Origin of the sequence: Croceibacterium aestuarii (assembly GCF_030657335.1) — a bacterium.
Taxonomy (GTDB): Bacteria; Pseudomonadota; Alphaproteobacteria; order Sphingomonadales; family Sphingomonadaceae; genus Croceibacterium_B; species Croceibacterium_B aestuarii.
In genome coordinates this window covers 2,780,291-2,797,837 of the sequence record NZ_CP131039.1, presented here as the reverse complement: position 1 = coordinate 2,797,837, position 17,547 = coordinate 2,780,291, and the positions used below count along the sequence as shown (strand labels likewise).

26 protein-coding genes are annotated in these 17,547 nt (G+C 63.8%); 9 read left to right on the top strand and 17 right to left on the bottom strand.

All coding sequences use genetic code 11. The features are described 5' to 3' along the window. Position 1 precedes the first annotated feature (1 nt). The 16 genes from Q7I88_RS13715 to Q7I88_RS13640 form a co-directional block, all read right to left on the bottom strand. A complete protein-coding gene (locus tag Q7I88_RS13715) occupies positions 2-1,144 on the bottom strand; it encodes a hypothetical protein (RefSeq protein WP_305096469.1) in 1,143 nt (380 codons plus the stop codon). 11 nt (positions 1,145-1,155) lie between these two features. After that, positions 1,156-1,359, bottom strand: a complete 204-nt coding sequence (locus Q7I88_RS13710; RefSeq protein WP_305096468.1) for a hypothetical protein — start codon at positions 1,357-1,359, stop codon at positions 1,156-1,158. Next, positions 1,359-2,747, bottom strand: a complete 1,389-nt coding sequence (locus Q7I88_RS13705; protein WP_305096467.1) for an anti-CBASS protein Acb1 family protein — start codon at positions 2,745-2,747, stop codon at positions 1,359-1,361. Before Q7I88_RS13705 ends, Q7I88_RS13710 begins: the two co-directional genes overlap by 1 nt. A 45-nt stretch (positions 2,748-2,792) precedes the next feature. Continuing rightward, a complete protein-coding gene (terL, locus tag Q7I88_RS13700) occupies positions 2,793-4,250 on the bottom strand; it encodes a phage terminase large subunit (RefSeq protein ID WP_305096466.1) in 1,458 nt (485 codons plus the stop codon). Between the two features lie 16 nt (positions 4,251-4,266). Continuing rightward, positions 4,267-4,887, bottom strand: coding sequence for a terminase small subunit (locus Q7I88_RS13695; RefSeq protein ID WP_305096465.1), 621 nt, complete (start codon positions 4,885-4,887; stop codon positions 4,267-4,269). Continuing rightward, positions 4,872-5,117, bottom strand: a complete 246-nt coding sequence (locus Q7I88_RS13690) for a hypothetical protein (protein WP_305096464.1) — start codon at positions 5,115-5,117, stop codon at positions 4,872-4,874. The genes Q7I88_RS13695 and Q7I88_RS13690 overlap by 16 nt, the downstream gene beginning before the upstream one ends. Next, on the bottom strand, positions 5,114-5,326 hold the full coding sequence (locus tag Q7I88_RS13685) for a hypothetical protein (RefSeq protein WP_305096463.1): 213 nt from the start codon (positions 5,324-5,326) through the stop codon (positions 5,114-5,116). Before Q7I88_RS13685 ends, Q7I88_RS13690 begins: the two co-directional genes overlap by 4 nt. A 171-nt stretch (positions 5,327-5,497) precedes the next feature. Further along, on the bottom strand, positions 5,498-5,803 hold the full coding sequence (locus tag Q7I88_RS13680; protein ID WP_305096462.1) for a hypothetical protein: 306 nt from the start codon (positions 5,801-5,803) through the stop codon (positions 5,498-5,500). A gap of 52 nt (positions 5,804-5,855) precedes the next feature. Further along, entirely contained in the window at positions 5,856-6,800 is a 945-nt protein-coding gene (locus Q7I88_RS13675; RefSeq protein ID WP_305096461.1) for a DUF1376 domain-containing protein, read from the bottom strand. After that, positions 6,797-7,177 (bottom strand): hypothetical protein, encoded by a 381-nt coding sequence (locus tag Q7I88_RS13670; protein ID WP_305096460.1) that lies wholly within the window; start codon positions 7,175-7,177, stop codon positions 6,797-6,799. The genes Q7I88_RS13675 and Q7I88_RS13670 overlap by 4 nt, the downstream gene beginning before the upstream one ends. Next, complete coding sequence (locus tag Q7I88_RS13665) at positions 7,174-7,596, bottom strand: helix-turn-helix domain-containing protein (RefSeq protein ID WP_305096459.1); 423 nt, start codon at positions 7,594-7,596, stop codon at positions 7,174-7,176. The genes Q7I88_RS13670 and Q7I88_RS13665 overlap by 4 nt, the downstream gene beginning before the upstream one ends. Further along, entirely contained in the window at positions 7,596-10,220 is a 2,625-nt protein-coding gene (locus Q7I88_RS13660; RefSeq protein WP_305096458.1) for a DNA methyltransferase, read from the bottom strand. Before Q7I88_RS13660 ends, Q7I88_RS13665 begins: the two co-directional genes overlap by 1 nt. Then, positions 10,217-10,438 (bottom strand): hypothetical protein, encoded by a 222-nt coding sequence (locus Q7I88_RS13655; protein WP_305096457.1) that lies wholly within the window; start codon positions 10,436-10,438, stop codon positions 10,217-10,219. The genes Q7I88_RS13660 and Q7I88_RS13655 overlap by 4 nt, the downstream gene beginning before the upstream one ends. Positions 10,439-10,598: 160 nt before the next feature. Continuing rightward, positions 10,599-10,862, bottom strand: coding sequence for a DUF2312 domain-containing protein (locus Q7I88_RS13650; RefSeq protein ID WP_305098615.1), 264 nt, complete (start codon positions 10,860-10,862; stop codon positions 10,599-10,601). Positions 10,863-11,059: 197 nt separating this feature from the next. Further along, entirely contained in the window at positions 11,060-11,533 is a 474-nt protein-coding gene (locus Q7I88_RS13645; protein WP_305096456.1) for a hypothetical protein, read from the bottom strand. A 529-nt stretch (positions 11,534-12,062) separates the two neighbouring features. Next, on the bottom strand, positions 12,063-12,362 hold the full coding sequence (locus Q7I88_RS13640; RefSeq protein WP_305096455.1) for a hypothetical protein: 300 nt from the start codon (positions 12,360-12,362) through the stop codon (positions 12,063-12,065). Between the two features lie 53 nt (positions 12,363-12,415). Here Q7I88_RS13640 and Q7I88_RS13635 point away from each other — a divergent pair, with 53 nt between their 5' ends. Then, positions 12,416-12,865 (top strand): hypothetical protein, encoded by a 450-nt coding sequence (locus tag Q7I88_RS13635; RefSeq protein WP_305096454.1) that lies wholly within the window; start codon positions 12,416-12,418, stop codon positions 12,863-12,865. Positions 12,866-12,951: 86 nt separating this feature from the next. Here the strand turns inward: Q7I88_RS13635 and Q7I88_RS13630 are convergent, their stop codons facing one another. Then, positions 12,952-13,203 (bottom strand): helix-turn-helix domain-containing protein, encoded by a 252-nt coding sequence (locus Q7I88_RS13630; protein ID WP_305096453.1) that lies wholly within the window; start codon positions 13,201-13,203, stop codon positions 12,952-12,954. On the opposite strand from Q7I88_RS13630, the gene Q7I88_RS13625 reads away from it, so the two are divergent. The 8 genes from Q7I88_RS13625 (at position 13,202) to Q7I88_RS13590 (ending at position 17,541) form a co-directional block, all read left to right on the top strand. Next, positions 13,202-13,930 (top strand): LexA family protein, encoded by a 729-nt coding sequence (locus Q7I88_RS13625; RefSeq protein WP_305096452.1) that lies wholly within the window; start codon positions 13,202-13,204, stop codon positions 13,928-13,930. The two genes, Q7I88_RS13630 and Q7I88_RS13625, sit on opposite strands and share 2 nt — an antisense overlap. Before the next feature lie 9 nt (positions 13,931-13,939). Continuing rightward, positions 13,940-14,227 (top strand): hypothetical protein, encoded by a 288-nt coding sequence (locus Q7I88_RS13620; RefSeq protein ID WP_305096451.1) that lies wholly within the window; start codon positions 13,940-13,942, stop codon positions 14,225-14,227. Beyond that, positions 14,224-14,907: a hypothetical protein gene (locus tag Q7I88_RS13615; RefSeq protein WP_305096450.1), complete on the top strand. Its 684-nt coding sequence runs from the start codon at positions 14,224-14,226 to the stop codon at positions 14,905-14,907. The genes Q7I88_RS13620 and Q7I88_RS13615 overlap by 4 nt, the downstream gene beginning before the upstream one ends. Before the next feature lie 91 nt (positions 14,908-14,998). Further along, positions 14,999-15,388: a hypothetical protein gene (locus Q7I88_RS13610; protein WP_305096449.1), complete on the top strand. Its 390-nt coding sequence runs from the start codon at positions 14,999-15,001 to the stop codon at positions 15,386-15,388. After that, positions 15,385-15,729: a hypothetical protein gene (locus tag Q7I88_RS13605; RefSeq protein WP_305096448.1), complete on the top strand. Its 345-nt coding sequence runs from the start codon at positions 15,385-15,387 to the stop codon at positions 15,727-15,729. Before Q7I88_RS13610 ends, Q7I88_RS13605 begins: the two co-directional genes overlap by 4 nt. Beyond that, positions 15,726-16,166 carry a hypothetical protein gene (locus tag Q7I88_RS13600; protein ID WP_305096447.1) on the top strand — a complete coding sequence of 147 codons (441 nt, stop codon included), beginning with the start codon at positions 15,726-15,728 and terminating at the stop codon, positions 16,164-16,166. The genes Q7I88_RS13605 and Q7I88_RS13600 overlap by 4 nt, the downstream gene beginning before the upstream one ends. A 223-nt stretch (positions 16,167-16,389) precedes the next feature. Then, complete coding sequence (locus Q7I88_RS13595) at positions 16,390-16,779, top strand: hypothetical protein (protein ID WP_305096446.1); 390 nt, start codon at positions 16,390-16,392, stop codon at positions 16,777-16,779. A 12-nt stretch (positions 16,780-16,791) separates the two neighbouring features. Beyond that, positions 16,792-17,541, top strand: coding sequence for a hypothetical protein (locus tag Q7I88_RS13590; RefSeq protein WP_305096445.1), 750 nt, complete (start codon positions 16,792-16,794; stop codon positions 17,539-17,541). Positions 17,542-17,547: the final 6 nt, after the last annotated feature.

Genomic DNA, 17,547 nt, shown 5'->3' with positions numbered 1-17,547 from the left:
ATCAGTCATCCCCCTTCGGAGCGGTGAAGCCGGGCTTGTCGCCCTTGGGAGTGAACGCATTGTTCACACGGAATGCGGGGGCCGCACCCTTGCTCTTTTCGAGCAGCGCGTTGAGCACCGGAGCGGCGGCGTCCTTGGCGACATCCTCGGCCAGCAGCCCGGCCTCGACGACCTGGTTGACCAGTTCGAGGCGGTCGGCCTCGGCCTTGTCGGCAGCGGCCTTGGCCTGAGCTTCGATAGCGTCGGTCACGGGCTTGAGCGCGTTTCCGACTGCGGTGGTGATCTTTTCGTCGAGCCCGGCGACGGTATCGGACAGCGCCGCCACCTCCCCCGAAAGCTTATCGAACTGCGCTTTGTCCATGGCTTCCTCGTTCGCGTTGAGGGCCGAACCCTCGGTGGTTTCGGGCGTCGGGTCGCCCTGGATCAACCTAGTGATATAATTTTTGGCCTGTTCAAGCAAGCCTAGACGTTCTTTTCTTTCAACGGCGCGAAACATACTGTCCAACGACCAACCGATTTCGCGGTCGATATCCTCTTCCATCGTGCAGTTGATGACGTCGATTTTCTCGCCATCCGGGGCGGCTGCGGCGTTGACCATCAGGCCTACGCCCTGCTCCGGCGTCGCCGCTCCGTCCTCGCCCACCAAGATCGCATCATGGTCAAAAACGATGTCCGACGCCTCCCAATCCGCTTCGTCGTCGCCCTGCACCGCGGTCAGTAGGCAGTAGAGGCCGGTCGAGGAATGAACCGGATCGCCCTTTTCGATTGCCGCCAGCACGGTCTTGCCCCCGTCGAGCTGGTTGGCGGTGGCAACGTCGATCACCTTGTCGAGCCAGACGCGGCCATTCTCGCGCCGTGCGTTGCGGTTCCATGCGCCGATCCACCCCCGGGCCAGTCCTTCCGGGTCCTTTGCCGAGACGAACGCGCCTTCGATGGTCGGGTGCCCGAGCGGGGCAGGCGTGTTCTCGAGACTGCCAAACGACTTGGCGATTTCGTCGGCCGGATAGCGCACCCGGTTCATGACTATGCCGTCTGGCATGGTGGCGCTGGGCACGACGATGTAGTCGCGGCCATCGCGGCGTTCGCGGCGGATGGCGCTGTTGTCGATCGCGTGGCGGACGTTGACGCGGACGGTGCGGGACATGATCAGTCCTTTCAGATCAGAGGCTCTAGGCCACGGTGTTTACGCATCCAGCGGGTGCGATAGAGGTCATGGTCGGTCGCATCGCGCCACGCGAGAACGGAGCCACCTAAGGCTTCATCGCGGAAGCGCTCGTACTCGACTTGCAAGATCAGCCGCCCGCTCCAATGCTTGCGAAAGCGCGCGTTGCCGGTCTGGTCTCCATCTGGCGCAGGCATTATTCGGTCACCTCATCGGTTGGCGCACTAGTCCCATCTTCGGCGGCGCGGCGCATACGGTCCTCGCGCTCGGCCAGGAACTCGTCCCAGCCATCGATCTCATCGGCGGGCTTGAACCCAGCAGCCTCGCGGATTTCGTCGGGCAGGAAGGCTGGCTCATTGCTGAGCGAGCTGTTGATATCAGCCATGGTCTTGGCCCGGCCGAGCTTGTCGTCGGGGCTATCTTCGAGCAGCGAATCCCAACCTATCGTCCAGTCGCGCTTTTCGAGCACGCCCCATGCCACAAGGCGCTCGACGAACTCGTACAGAATCGGAAGGACGCGGTTCTCGCGCCGCGACATGTTCGTCTGCGCCCACTCCTGCGCATCCTCGGTGCTGGCGCGCTCGCCGGTGATGTTGCCCACGAGCACCTTGAACGGGATGCCCATCGAAGCCGCGAACGACTGGACGCACGGCTCCCAGAACTCCTTGGGCTGGGGGAGCGTGATCGTCATCGGTTTAGCCGAGAAGCCACCGAGCATGAGAAAGTTATCGAATCCCGCCTGGAAATCTGCAGCCTTCTGGTTCAGCTCATCGCGAGCTTCTTGCTGCGTCGCCACTCCCATCCCGCGCATGATATCCTGAAGGGATGTGCCCTCCTTCGTCTCCACAACAGGCGCGCCGCGCGAGGACTTCCAGAACCCTTCGCCGCCCGCGCCCTTGATCTTCTCCGCGTCGGACACGTCGTTGTAGCCCGGCTCAAGCGCGGAACGGCAGTTGAGCGTCCCATCGTCCGAGAAAATCAGCATGCGGTCGCGGTGAATGCGAAGCTGGCTGTTGTTCGTGCTCGCAGGGTTGCCCACGGCCTGTTCGTCGAACTGGAACCACATGGGCTCGCCGTAAGTCTCGCTCTGCCGCTCGGTGTCCCATTCCGCGACGGTCAGCTGGCCCTGCCACGCCGGAATGATGCCGACCACGTTCTCGATACCGCGCGCTACCCGGTCTACCGGCTCGGCCAGATCCTTGCCGTCGCGCAGCAGGATGATCGCGCCGGCATACTCGCCCACCATCGAACGCCGGTCGGCCTCCATGAGCTGGCGCCAGATTTTGCGCCGCGCGAAGTGCTTGCGGATCGCGGCCTCTGCCGGGCTTTCGGCAGGTTCCTCGCTTTCCCAGAGCGCGGGCATGGTCTGCCACGTCTTGCCGATGGTCTTGTCCACAGCAGCAGCAGCGAGACCGGAGCGGGTGTAGAGCCGGTAGAACTGCTCGAAACCGAGCTCTTCAGGCCACCCGTAGTCCTTCGCGTAGTCGTGCTTCGTGCTCATGGTGTAGGCGAAGGGAAAGAAGCGCCGGAGCAATTCGCGCGAGCGGTCGTACGCATTGCCGAGCAGGGTTCCGTGCGTGGACATGCCAGATAGTTACGCGATATTGCAGCGCCGCGCAATTATGTTGCGTCAGAGGAACCAGCCCGCCTTCGCGTTGGTCTCCGCGAGCATATCGGCAATCGCATCCATGAGCGGATCGACCTGGTCGTCATGGCCGGTGCCGAGACCGTCGAACATCTGCAACTCAGCGCGGAGCGGAACGGTCACCCCGTCCATATCGGCCGGCAGGTGAACCATGCCCGTCGCGATCCACGGCGCGGCGTCGAGGCCCCGGGTATATTTGTCGCGGTCGCGCGGGATGCCGATGACGGGGACGCCCTTCTTGCGCAGAGACTGGATAAGCCCCGTGCCCGACGCCTTGTCCTCGACGTTGAAGCCGCGAACGTGCTTGCCCTTGTGTTTGGCCCAGAATGCGAGCGCCATGTCGTCTAGCTGCGGTGCTTCCCATTTGCCCCGCACCTGGTCGACGAGGTAGATCCCGGTCTCTGCCTTGCCCCATAGCTGAATGACCGAAAAGTCGTTGCGCTCGGCAGTCTTCTGGGCCGTGTCGGCGTATATCGAATACCACTCGATCGGCGGCAGCTCGTGCCACCACTTGAACCCGTCCATGTCGAACAGCGCGCCTTCGATTGAGACGGGGCGCTGCATGTATTGGCTGGCGAAGGTGTAGGCATCGGCCTTGAGCACTTCGATCTCGCGTTCGTTGTGCTTTTCTTTCCACAGCGGGCCGTCCGGCAGGTTGTGTTCAATCGGGATGCCGTACGTCCATTCGACCGGGTAATCGTCGGAATTGTTGATGACCACGGGCAGGTTCAGGTGGTGCCACTTCTCGCCCGAGCCTCCGGTGAGCAGGTGCCCGGCAAAATCGTCCGCGTGAAGCCGCTGCATGATGACGATGATCGGCACCCGTTCATGCGCCAAGCGCGAGCGAAACGTGTTCGTCGCGCGCTGGTTCACGGTCTTGCGCTTGGCTGGGGAGAACGCATCGTCGGGCTTGAGCGGATCGTCGATCACCAGCGCCCCGGTGAAGATCGTTCGGTCCATGTAGCCCGCACGAAAGCCGGTGATAGGCCCGCCCGCAGCCTTCGCCAGAACACCGCCGCCCTCGGTCGTTTTCCATCGATCCTTCGCGCTGCTGTCGTGCCGAATGCCGACCTCCTTGATCGACTGGTAGCTTTCCAGGGCGATGAGCGACTTGACCTTGTCGCTGTTCTCTCGCGCCAGATCGTCGGAAAACGTGGCGTGAATGAACCGGGCTTTCGGATTGATGTGGAAGCCCTTGGCGATGAAATTGACGACCGCGGCCTCGGTCTTCGTGTAGCCCGGCGGAAGGGTGATAATCAGCCGCGTGATCTCCCCGGCCAGAACACGGTCGAGCGTCTCTCCTATGACCCGATGGTGTGGCCCTTCGATGAAGTCCATCCCCTCGCGCTCTGGGAAGTACCAGCGCGTGAAATCGAGCAGCTTGCCTTCCGGTGCCAGTGCGGCACGCTTCCTGTGCGCCACCACCCCGGCAAGCAGGGACATGCGCGCGGCACGGTCGTTAGAGTCCGAGAGTTTGGGGATCGATGCCAAGGCGCTTGGCTTCCTCGATGAGGGACGCTGTGGTGCGATCTTCGGTTTGGATCGGGCCGCCGTTGCGGCCGGTGTGTTCGTGACGGTCAATGAACATACCTAGATGCTTCGCGATCTTCTCCAAAGCGCTATTCTTGTCCCAGAACTTCAGCTTGTGGACGTATTCCACCTTGGCATTGCGCCTGCGGGCCAGCGCGCCACCATGCGGCTGCGGGTCAAGCTCGTCATCCGACTCGCCGGGAAGGGTACGCGTCACAACCTCGACCGAAGCCACGGCCGCTGCGGTCTCGTCGTCCAGATCGGTGATTGCGAGCAGGCTCCCACTTTCATCGAATAGCTTCCGAATGTCGGACGTGCCAAGGCGGGCAAGCTCCTTCAGAACGCGGGCAATGTCGATTTCCGCCTTGTTCGCGCCACTTTCCACCAGATCCTTCACCCGTCGCGCGATGTTCACATTTGTTGATAGGCGTGAGGCGGCCGAGCGGCTTTCCTTGTACCCCGCGGCTGTATAAGCGTCACACGCAGATTTCCCTTTCGCCAACTCCTGTGCAAAGCGTTCATGGCGCGCGTTCTTCAGTGGCCCAGACACGTTTCACCTCCAGGCCCGGTAACATCGGCCCAGTGCGTCACATGCGCAACCTTGCGGCCAACTGCGTCGAGCCAATCACCCTCCCACGAGCAAAGCTCGGGATGCCCGTCATCGAACCACAGCAGCACCGGCCGGCCATCGCGGCAATCCTCAGGCATGCTCGAGATTGCCTCCCATGCGAGGACGTTGACGGGGCCAGGGGCGGGACGAACTATCATCGCTTCGGTCACTGGATTTCTCCTTCCGCAATCGTCGCATGCTCCCCGCACCACTCGCCCTGGCGCATCAGCGGGAAGCTGGCGTGCTGGCGCATGTCGGCGGTCTGGATCAGCTTCGGCGCGAGGCCGCGGCACTCGCCGACCGCGATGCCATCGGCGCGCTTCACGAGTGGGGCGAGGTTCCAGAACGCGCAGGTTCCGCATTCGGCGTTCGGGATCATAGCAGCGTCTCCCCATCGGGCCGTAGGTTCGGATTTCGTGAGACGTGAACGTCCACAAGCTCGGTCCCGCCGCGCCCGTTGTAGCGCCAGCGCACGTCGTTTCGGCCGCGCGCTCGAAGGCAGCGATTGCGGTACGCGACCAGGTCCTCACCGGGATTGCGGGGCGGATTGTCAGCCATCGCGGTTCGAGCCTCGTCCATTCGCGGCAAGTGATCGTGTGGCACTGGCGATCAACCCTTGCACCGAGGGCGGCGGAAGGTCCTGCCGGTCCGACGCCGACAGCTGCCGAGCGAGCGGTTTACCGAGGCGCCATGGCGTAGCTTCCTCCATCCAGTTGATGACGTGGGGCACGATCTGCCCGTGGTATGTGCACCGCTTCCGGGCATCGGTGAGCCCGGCGAGAACAAGCGCCCGCTGGTAGCCTGCGAGTTCCGCAGCGGCGACGGTGAGCCACTCGGCCGCGGCATCCTCGGACATGCTGACCGGCCTCACGAGCGCAAGGCAAGCTGCTAGTTGAGGGACGATCTCGCTAGCCTTGATGAAGTCGTTCGAGTGCGAGTTGCGCTGCACTGCGGGTGCTTCCGCCGCGACCTTGTCGATCTGAGTTTCCATAACCGTTTCCTGCTGCCTTTCTGGCCTCCGCCTGGAGGGCCTTGCTGATCCATTCGAGGGGGTCGCTTGGTCGCTCGACCTCGCACCGCGGGAGGACGGCGAGGACGATGCTGTCGCCGAATTGTTTTCGCCATCGGCCGATGATCGATCTGGCTTCGGCATCGCGCTTCCCGCTCACCGCCAGTTGGCGAACACCGGTGTCGAAGATGATCTTGACGGCATCGATCGCCTGAGGGGACTTTTCAGCCGACGCCGCGTCAGCGGCGTTAGAACCGTCAGGTTCTAACGTATTACTAGGATGTCCCTGTCCCTGTCCCTGTCCCTGTCCCTTGGAGCCTTTGTCACGCGTGACATTGTCCTCCTGTACGCGTGACAGGTCCGTGACGTTCTCGGCTACGCTCGCGGGACGACCGAGCGCTTCCCATTCGTCAAATGACGGAGATTGCAGCTTATTTTCCGGGTTGCGGGCATTGTGCTGGCGCACCGCGGCGCAGAAAGTCCGATGCCTTTGGCGCAACTTGCCTGTCCAGCTTTCGATGGCCTGTTCTGCGACTGTCTTGTGATAAAGTCGTCCGTCACTGCACAAAACGAAGCCTCGAAGGGCTCCTTTTCGGTGTTTGTTCCATGTCCGCTTGTCGCGTCCGAGCCCGACCAGGCGCATCAAAACGGTGTCATTGTCGGGCAGACTGCCGGCCGGAATCTGGTGCCACGAGGCTGCCCAGAGCAGCACCGCGTACCAGCACGTCTCCGGTTCCTCTTCGGCCGCGAGGTCGCTGTCGCGCAGCCTCGCTACCTGCAATGGCATGAACGGGAAGTCCTGCAAATCGACCTCCGAGGGGACAAGAGGGTCCGGCAAACTCATTCCTCGTCCGCCATGATTTCGCGCCGCACGGCGATGCCAAAGGTCCCCAGGAAGCCGTCACTGGTACACAGGCCCCAGGCGAAGCAATCGTCCATGAAAGGCCCACTGATGCGCCATTCTCCGCTGTGCTCGTTCTTCTTCGACTTGAACGCCTGCCTCAGTTCGTCGGCGAGCTCGGGCGGCAACTGCATCGCGTATTCGTAAGGATCGGGCAGGATGGCGATCGCGCGCATCGCCTCGCGGTGAATTTCATCGAGTTCGGCCGATGTCGGCAAAGGCGGCTGCCAGCCCCGCGCAAGATCGAGCAGCAGCTCTTCGGCTCGCGGCGCGTTCATGCGGAACCACAGATCGCTGTAGCGGGCGATGGGATGGTTCATGCCGGCATATCCGAAAGCGGCTTACTCATGCGCGGCAAGGCGTAGCGGCGCTGCTCTTCACGGAGCATTTCGAGCTCATAGGTGCGGCGTCGTTCCGCCGCGTCCTGGCGCAACTCGACTATTTCCTCAGCCTTCGGGCGAAAACGAGGCAGTCGGGACGGCGTTGAGTGGGGCCGCGTAGCGATCGTCTGCCCAGTGTCGCAAATGCGGATTTTACGCCCGTTCGCCTCTCGTCTCACCTCGATCAGGCCCGCGTTCTCCAGGTCGGAGATAATGCGTGAAGACGTTGCCGGGCTGTTGAAGCCCGCATCCGCGGCAATATCGTTGTTCGTAGGGCATGGACGGTCCTTGTCGGCCGCTCGGCAGAGGAGTTTGTAGACCTTGTGCCGGTTGTATGCTGCGGCGCTGTAGGGAGACATTAAGCGGCCTCCACTTCGGTATCGGCCGATTCACGCGTACCAGCATCGATCAGGTCAAACAGCGTCGGTGCGCTGCGCTTCGCGTCGTTCTCGCGAAGGATGCGCACCCCGTCCGCGAAATAGCCCGGGTTGAGCTCGCTGGCCCAACCGACGCGGCCCTTCATCACGGCGCGCAGAGGAACCGTCATCAGCCCGCCGAACGGGTCGTAGACTACGTCGCCGGGGTTGCTGTCGAACTCGATAATCCGGTCGACGATATCGAACTGCAGCGGGCACAGGTGCATCTCGCGTCCCTTGGCCGCCTGCTCGCCGTTGAGCGTGCGCATGCGCGCTACATCGCTCCACACCTCGGGGTGCCATGCATGCGGCGGGAGAAGAGCGAAGCCGGGGGGCAGGCTTTTCGCCTCGTCGAGCGACTGAGCGATCGCGACGTGGCTCTCGTAGTCGTAGACGCTCGACGTCGAGTGCTCGCGCCACTTGCGGAAGATGCCCTTGGCGTCGAGCCCGCGGAAATCCTCAGGTCCAAGGAGCCGGTCGCCGCTGCTGCGCCATTTGGCGTGGGCATCTGTCTGCCAGCGGCCGCGGGGATAGTCGGTCTTGTCGTGCACCACAGGATCGTCGGCGTAACCATCGCTGTTGTCAGTCGGCGCCTTGCGGAAGATCAGGACGTATTCCGGCATTCCGACCGACATGCGGCTGCCGTCCTTGCACTTCTCGCTCCATCCGAGCCGGTAGGTCTGGTTGTTCTCCCTGACCACGTCGGTTTCGACGGTGATCATGCCCATGTAGTAGAACCCGTGGCGCCGGTAGTGCTGGATGCAGTCGGCGTGGAATGGATCGACCGTCTGAAAACCCACGCCCTCGAGCCCGCCAGGCCGGGTCCGGTCCTTCACGTGGACGTAGAGCTTGCGGCCAGGTTTCAGCACCCGCAGCAATTCGGGCGAGAGGTAGTCCATCTGCCGGAAGAAATGCCCGTTGTCGTCGCTGTGGCCGAAATCGTTGTAGCTCGGCGTGTATTCGTACTGCGTCGAGAACGGCACGCTGGTGACGATCAGGCCGACGCTGCTCTCGGGCAGCTGCGCCGTCTGCAGAACGGTGTCGTTGCGCCAGACTTTCCAATCCGGCCCTTCCTCGCAAGCCGCTCCGCTCCCATCCTCGCTTGAGCGGGCCAGGACGTCCTTTGCGCCTTCGAGGCCGAGCCCGTAGCGCCGGATGATCTCGCTCATGCGGGCGCACATCTCGTCGTGCCGCTTCCACTTGCCCAGCAGCACGTCCTTCACGCTGCGCTCCGCCTCGGAGTGGATCAGGTCGATCCGAACGCGCTTCGTCTGTTGGAAGCGCTGAACCCGGTGAATGGCCTGGATGAAGTCGTTGAACTTGAACCCGACGCCGAGGAATATCGACCAGGCGCAGTGACGCTGGAAGTTGCAGCCACTGCCGGCGAGCACCGGTTTGGCTGCAAGCTCCTGAACCTCGCCGTCGCTGAACGCGAGGATGGTCTGTTCGCGCTCGTCGAGGGGCTGTGCGCCGTAAACAGATGCGACACCCGGCACCGCCGCTTCGATCGCGTGACGCTCGGCCTCGAGGTCGTGCCAGATAAGCCGGTGCGCATCGGGATCCTCGGCGCGGAGCTCGAGCAACTTCTCGACCCGGCCTGGCAAACTCTCGCGTTTCTCGGCCGCGGCAGAGACGACGCCGATCGCGTCGGTCTTGAGTAACCGCTGCTGCCCGTCCTTTTCGGCGCCGGCGCGCGAGTGATCGCTCGGAACTTCATGCCAGCGCACGTCGAGCGGCGGCAGGTCGTAGCCATCGTCTGAAAAGCCAAGGTCGCTCGGCCGCTGGATGAATGCGCCCCAGCTGTTCACCCAAAGCCAAAACTCGTCTTCCTTGTGCGGGTGGATCGTGAGCTGATCGGCCTTCTCGCTGTTGCGCTTGAAGAACCGGGTCTTGGCCTGCCCCACGTCCATCACGCCCAGGAACGCGGCATAGGCGAGCAGCTCGACATACTCGTTCGGGCTCGGCGTGGCGGTAGCGACGAAGCGGAATGGGATGCCTTCGCCCTTGATCGTCGCATCGCCGCGCCGGTCGTCGCCGGCGAGTTGCGCCATGAACTCGCGGAAGGTCTTCGTGCCGCCGAAGCCGCGCAGACAACTCGCCTCGTCGAGCGAGACGCCGGTGAGTATCGACGTGTCGATCTTCCCCTCGCGCACGCTCTCGTAATTGGTCAGGAAGATGCCGCGGAAACCCTCGACCCCGCGCGCCGTGAGGATCTCGTCCGTGGTGCGCACGAAGCACACCGGAATGCCGAGCTTGGCCGCATCGCGCTTGAACTCGGTCACCACTGTGAGCGGGATGACGATCAAACACGCCGGCCATTCGCCGCCGTCGCGGGCGTGCACAGCCTCAGCGACGAGGCGCATCGCCTCGAGCTGAATCATCGTCTTGCCGAGGCCGAAGTTTGCGAACAGCGCGCGGCGCCCGCCTTCGACCAGCCACTTCACTAGGACCGGCTGATGGCGATGAAGGATCGGGTTCACCTCACCGGCTTCGATCGCAAATCCTTGCTTCGGAGCGGCAACTGCCTTGGCGGCGACGAAGTCGAGATAGGATGTGGGCGCGTTCATTGTGCCGCCCCCAGCGCCGGCCGCAGCACTTCTCCGGCTCGCCCGATAGTCACCTCGACACGCCCCGGCTTCTCCGGTTGCGCGAATGACATGGATGGCAGGAACCGCGCGTCGTTGATGCCGAGCGCTTCCGCAATGCCGTCGATGTACGGCTTGCAGCGATTCCAGAAGTTGCATCGGTCACCGCGTCGGTCGGGCGGCACGAAGTGAATGTGCATGGCGATATCGCCTTCGGTCGGAATGATCGGACGGGCAGCTAGCGTGGCATCGCGGGCCCACGCGCGATGCTTCGCAGTCGGCCCGGATTTCGCGCGCCAGTGCCCCTTCGCGTGGCCGGATAGGCTGGACGGGGGGAATGGGAGCACAATCGGATGCACGTCAGGCGGCGACGGCGAGCGGGAGGTCGAGTTGCAAACCCACGGCGGCGCAGTAGGTCGCCAGCACCGTGTCCATTTCCGCGCGAGCGTCGGCCTGCATCTTGCGAAGCTTCACGACCTTGCGAACAAGGGCGGCGTCATAGCCGACCGCCTTGGCCTCGGCGTAAACGTCGCGGATATCGTCGGCGATGCCCTTCTTTTCTTCCTCAAGGCGTTCGATGCGCTCGATCAGCAGGCGCAGGCGGTCGTCGGTGGTATTGGCCATGGCGGGTTCCTCTGGTGGGTGATTGTGTCCGAGCAATTCGAAAGCCTCGGGCGGCGGGGGATTTTTCGCGTCGGCTGCGAGGTGAATGCGGCCCTCGTCGGGGCCGATGATGCCGCCCGTCGCTGCGGAGGCTTCCTCGAGAGTCGCGCCTGAGCGGATAGCGATGCGAAACTGCCGGAGTTGCTGCGAGCCGCCGGTCATGCCGCCGCTCGCAGTCGTTCGATGCTGGCGATGTAAGCCGTCAACGAAGCGGCCGCGGCTTTCAGGCTAGGCAGCGCGTCCAGCTTTTCCTTCGGCAACTCCGTAGAGCCGCCCGGACTGTCCGCCCGGCGCATGTCGCAAATTGTCGCGACGGCCCGCGCCATATCGCTCAGTGGATCGACCTCAGAGGTGGAGAGCGGATGCGCGGTCGCTCCGTAGAGCGCGTTGTAGGGATCGACGTAGCGAGCGCCGTAGACCGCGCCGATCTTGGCGATGGTCAGAGCGTTGAGGTCGGCCGTCTCGTTCCGGGCGTTGCGCACCGTGCCGATGGAAACGCCCACGCGGTCGGCGGTGCACTGGTCGGTTTCGCCGTGATCGCGCTGAATGTCGCGGATGATGTTCGCTATCGCATCGCGCAACTGCTTTTGCGTCGGCATGGCGATCGGCAACAGGACATTGTCGCTACGCACGGGCATTCTCCGCAGGGTGAAAAACTGTGTCGAGAGAAAGCCCCGCCGGGACGTACGAAGGAGGAGGGGAGACGCCCCGGCGGGGAGACGCGGCGGGGGTCGCGTCCGCCGCATCGTTCGGTGTGAGGGGCGGGACGACGCCCGCGTAGACCAGATCCTCGCAGCCGCAGACGCTCTGCGCGCAGGCCTTGCAGCTTGCGGCGGGGTTGAGTGCGGACCTGTACGAACCGGGAGGGGAGGCGGTGTCGATCATGCGGCGCCTCCACGGGGAGCGCTTCCATCGCTCCCCGCTTCGGCTATCGTGCTGGAGTCGAAGACAGCACGAAGGGAATGGCTATGGCCAACACGAATACGAGCGAAGACGCTTACCTCATCGCCCGCACGAGCATGGACCTCGCGTTCGGCATCATCGAACGCCTCGCGGAGCGGAAAATATTCGTCCAGCAAGACATCGATTACATCAGGTCGCGCGGATACCCGGCACCCGGAATCAGCAGCAAGGCCGACAGAGATATGCTCGCTGACCATATTAAGCAGACCCTCGACGCAATTGCTCTTCGATGTCGCTCCTGAGGCCGTCCAACCAGCGCTGAACGCCGTGTTCCTCGTTGACGCGGTTCGACGCGTCTTCGTTGGCACGAACGAGCTGCTCCTTGCGGGTCTCTCCCGGCAAGGCCTGAAGCGCCATCTCCGCCCGGATGAGCGGAATACCGTCGAGCAGGCGGCGTGTGTCGCCGACGCCCGCCGCAACCGCGATCTCGACCTCTTCGGCCATCATCTGGCGAAGGAAGGCGATCTGCTCCGCGGTGAAAGGCTCCGGCGCGCTCATGCGGCGGCCTGTTCGGGGCTGGACTCTGGACAGCCGTTACGGAATCCTGCCGCATGCAGATCACACCGGAGTGGGTTGGCGTCGTGCTGACCGCTATGGCAATGAGCGGGGCGGCTGCGACGTGGTTCGAGCGCAAGCGCGCCGAAGCGCGGCAAGCGATGCCCATCGTGCGAGCGGCATGGAACCCGGAACACCCCTTCGTCACGATCACAGTCGTCAACCGGCTGAACGAAGACCTGTTCATCGATCGAGCAGAGGCCAAGGCAGATTTCATCGAGACGCGGCACGCGCCCGGCGAGGGATGGGAATACACCCCGCCTAAGGTGGTTCGGGTGCCTTCGCCATTGAGGCTCGATTGGCATGTTCGGGCCGGCGAAACAGCGACGTTCGACCTGGGTTTGTCGAACCGGAACGCTCAGCGATGGATACGTCTGACGATGTCCTCCAGCTCGCGCACGCTGCGCCGCAAGCGTCTTTCGGTCGCCGACAACCAGAAGCCGTAGAGCATGAGGAGTGCACACAGGATGACGACGGACCATTCGGGTGGCCAAGGCATAGGGTGCTCCTGTGAAGATGGGTTGCCGCGCGCTCATGCCGCCTCCGCTTCGCCGGTGGGGGTGAGACCAGAGCGCCGAAGAAAATCGCTTTGCCAAAGCTCAAGCGAGACTTCGCCGTCTGTGGCGGCGGCGATCTTTCGCGCCTGCTCGATATCGGGGAAGCGCTTCCCGTTCCGATATCGGTTGATTGAAGCCTGCGTGCAGCCAGCCTTTTCGGCCAGCGTTGCCTCGCTGTTTTCCTCACGCTTCAGGTATGCGTTGAGTGTCTCTCGGTAGGTGGCCATGAGCGCGGAATATACCGAAACGGTATGCTATGGCAATACCAGTCTGGCTATACCGCCCATTTTCCTGGGCGGGCAGAATATGCCGATGGGGTATTTGGACCGCTTGGCCTCGATTCGGAAGGCAAAGGGATTTACGCAGGCCACGCTTGCGGAACGCCTTGGCGTAGAGCAGCCGACGGTCCAGCGATGGGAAACCGGAAAGCGCGAGCCGGATCTCGGTCAGCTTATCGAGCTGGCGAAAGCGCTCGACGTCGACCCCGGATCCTTGATCGACGAGACCGTCGCAGTCCCGATCGGTCCGCGGCTGTTCGTGAAGGGTGAAGTCGCAGCCGGCGTCTGGCGTGCAGCGCTGGAGATGCCGCAGGACGAATGGCAGAGCTTCACCGGTCGCTCCGATGTGACTGCGGCGCCGGAACATCGGTTCGGCTTGCGCGTGGTGGGCGACAGCATGGACGTGCTCTATCCCCCGGGAACCATCGTCGAATGCGTGTCGGTGTTCGGGCACGTCGAGCCTGAGCCCGGCAAGCGCGTTGTTGTTGTTCGCACCAACGAGAGCGGCGAGGTTGAGGCCACCGTGAAAGAGCTTGTCGAGCAAGACGGGGAGCTCTGGCTGGTGCCTCGCTCGACAAACCCGGCCCACTCACCCTATCGTGTAGGCGAGCCTGAGCCTGGCATTCGGGAAATTCGCATCGCCGCGGTCGTCGTCTCGTCGGTTCGACCCGAATAGTTCTCGCAGATGGAGCATGCTGAAATGCGGTATCTCGTACCCACTCTCTCCTTGATCGCGATTGGCCTCGCTGGGTGCGCTTCGATGGACCCGGCATCGAATGGAGCGGTCAAGAGCCTCGGTGGCGGCCAATACTCGCTTTCGGAGATGGATATCCTCTCTGGCAACGTCGCCGAGCACGCGGCGCGATTCTGCAGTGCGCAAGGGAAACGACTGCAGGTCGAGGGCAATACTACGCAGCAGGGCCTGGCTTCAGGTTCCAACTACGCCGTGCTCATTTTCAGCTGCAGCGAGTGATCGCGCGCTGGCTCCGAGGTCGTAGCCAGCCCATCCTTGGTCACGAGGTCGCCGGTGGGGACATCGCTGCCTTAGGCCTTCAGGATTGGTGGCTTGAGACCTTCTCCAAGGCCGATCGAGACTGGATGGCGGAGACATATGCCCCGCTCGGCGTCGTCGCCAGTATCGCTCCGCCAGCCGCACGAGTCGCTCAAGCTGATCGGCGGCTCGTGGAAGGGTGGGGCTGCCACACCGAAACCAGCCCGTTCACCTATCTCTCGATGCTGGCGACATGGTTCAGCACACCCGGCCACGAGCACTGCGCGATAGCATTCCTCGAAAAGTCGGTTGAGTTCTACTCCCCGGCCATCTCTGCTCTCGACCGTCATTTCGCCCTCGCGAACCATTGCGCGGTCTTTTACCGGTGGCGCGACAGCGTGCCGGGCGCGCTGGAGAAGGCGATCGCGGCCTGCGAGATGTGCATTGCGATTCACGAGCAAGCGGCGATGGAAGCAAAGGAGTTCTTCGGCTCCGTTCCCGCCCACGCGTGCTTTCGGCAGCTTCGCATCATCGAAGAGAAACGCGGCAACTTTGATCGCGCAATCGAGCTTTGCGAACAGGCGAAGGCCGGGGGCTGGGCGGACGATTGGGATAAGGCCATCGCTCGAATCCGGGCGAAGAAGATGAAGGCAAAACGATAGCGGCGCCAAAAAACATACCATAACGGCATATTCTGTGTTGACGCGTTAATACCGTATCGGTATATATATCTCCAACGAACGGAGATAGCCGATGCAAAGCCAGTCCCCCACCATCCGCGACAACTTCGGCCTGACCGCCGAGGAACGCTACGGCGCCGGCAGCGCCTACGGCTTTGTGATCGTGTCGGAGTGCGGCGGTCGCATCCAGCAGGGCCAGACGTACTACGCCCGTCGCGAGGATGCCGAGGCCGATGCGGCGTGGCAGCCGAGCGAGGGCGTGACCTACCGCGTCGAGCAGGTTGTCACCGCGGCGTGCTCGCTGCGCCATTCCTCACGCATTCCCGAGTTCGAGAAAGCCGCCGCCGAGCAGCGCCGACACAGGGCCGAGCAGGCTGAAATCTCGCGGCTCGTGGGCAAGGGGTTTTCCTACTGGGACGCGCTGATGCTGGCGAAGCACGGGGCGGGGAGGCTCGCGGCGTGAGCGCGATCTCTCCCACCGGCACCCCGTGGCAGGTCAAGCACGACTTCGACCTTGAAGGCCAGACCACGGTCATCGGCAACGTCGACGGCGAGATAATCGACGGCACGACGCACCACACCTTCGATTTCGTGTGTCGGACAATCGACGAGGCAGACGATAGCCAATCGCGCTCGGTTGCGGTGGCCAATGCCGAGTTCATCGTGCGGGCGGCGAACAGCCATGCGAAGCTGGTCGAGGCGCTCAGGCGCTGCGTTCAGTCCATGGAAGGGGATTGGGAGCGCACCGACGTTGTCGAGTTCGCCCTCGGCGTCCTGCGGAATGCCTGCGGGGGTGCAGCATGAGCGTCCTGCAGCACATAGCCCGCCCCGGCAGCGCCTTCCGCGCCGTCCAGTTCAAGGCGTGGCAGGTTCTCGCCGAAGACCAGGGCAACCCGCGCCACGAGGCAAAGCCGGTCGATCTGCCCGAATGGGTCGAGACCGCCAAGGATGCGGCGGATTGCGCCTGCACCTGCCTGATGCACAAGTCCTCGATCCTCGTGCTGCGCAGCGACGCGAGCCTTCGCCCCGAGCGCCGGCACCTGCTGAGCGTGTTCGTGGTCAGGAAGAAATCGAACCCCGGATGGGTGCGCGGCGCCGACGGCAAGTCCGTGCGCGAACATCCCGAATATCCCGAGCTCGTGATGCAGGTGTGCGTCGGCGAAGGCTTCGACCCGGTCGAGCCGTGGACGATGCGCGACGGCAACGCGGTCGGGGCTGATCTTTCGCTGGTCGAGCAGTGATGCGCCCCGTCGCCAACCTCCTCGCCGAAGCCCGCGCCCTCGGCCTGCTCCGCAGTCTCCCCGGTGACGCCGCCGCCATGGCGCTCGCGTTCGCCGCGCTGGCGGGAGTGTGGATCGCCACGCCTCCAACCCTTCCCGAGCCGTCCTCTGGCGCATCCCCAGTAGCCGCGCCGGCTTCCCTCGCTACCGCCGAAGAGGCCGGTGGTAGCATCGGAGACGGGCGGTGAGCCGCGCGTTTCGCTCATACACTGACAGCACTGCGCCAGCGCCTGCTCGCGCGGGGTTCGACGCCTCGACGCCGGTCGAAGGCTTCTATCGCTTCCGCCTGCACGGCGGCGCGGTCTGGGGCGTGGTCAAGGTCTGGTACGGCCCGCCGCACGACCCGGTTACCGGCGAAGAGCTGGACCGGTCATGGCGCTGGCAGGCCTTGTTCAATGGCGAACCGATCGACGTCGAGCGCGTCTGGCCGGTCTGCGCCAAGCATCCCTCTACCGAGCGTGACTACCGCCTCGCCTGCAAGCGCCAGGACTGGGCGAAAGAGCATGCGCCCGATTCCGCATACGCCGACCCGCGCGCCCGGCACGACCTCTTGAGCACGCCCCTGCCATTCTGACGGAGAAAGACCATGGCGACCAAGCCTGTATTCGATGACGTTCAACCCTGGCCCGAAGCGGCAAAGCCAGCCGATGGCGGCATGGGTCACAACCGCCCTCCCGCAGAGGACGACGTGAAGGCGCAGTTCCGCGAGGAATTGCTCACCGCGAAGCCCGACTTCGACACGCGCCTCGACCAGATCGAAGCCGCCGCCGACCGCGTGCAGGTCACGGACGACGAAACGCTCGGCCGAGCCGGCGACATGGTGCGCATCATTCGTGCCACCGACAAGCTGGTCAGCGAGACGCACACCAAGGTGAAGGCGCCGTATCTCACCGCAGGCCGCGTCTGCGACGCCGAGAAGAACGCGCTGACCGGACGGCTCGCGGGCGCCCGCAGCAAGGTCGAGCAGCACATGAACCGCTATGCGCAAGAGAAGCGCCAGCGGGAGATCGAAGAGCAGCGCAAGGCCGAGGAAGAGCGCCGCCGCCTCGAAGAGTTGGCGCGCGAGAACGAACTCGAGGAAGCGCTGCCGCCGCCCCCGCCTGTTGCCGCTCGTCCTGAGCCGGTGCGCAGCGACGGCGGCGCGACCGTGTCGACGCAGGTCGACTACATCTCGACCGTGGAGGACTATTCCAAGGCCTTCCGCAAGGTGAAGGACGACGCCTCGGTTCGCGAAGCGATCGACAAGGCCATCCAGCGCATCGTCAAGGCCACGAAGGGCCAGACCGCCATCCCCGGCGTGCGCATCGACGAGTGCGCCAAGGCGCTCGCTCGCTGAATTACC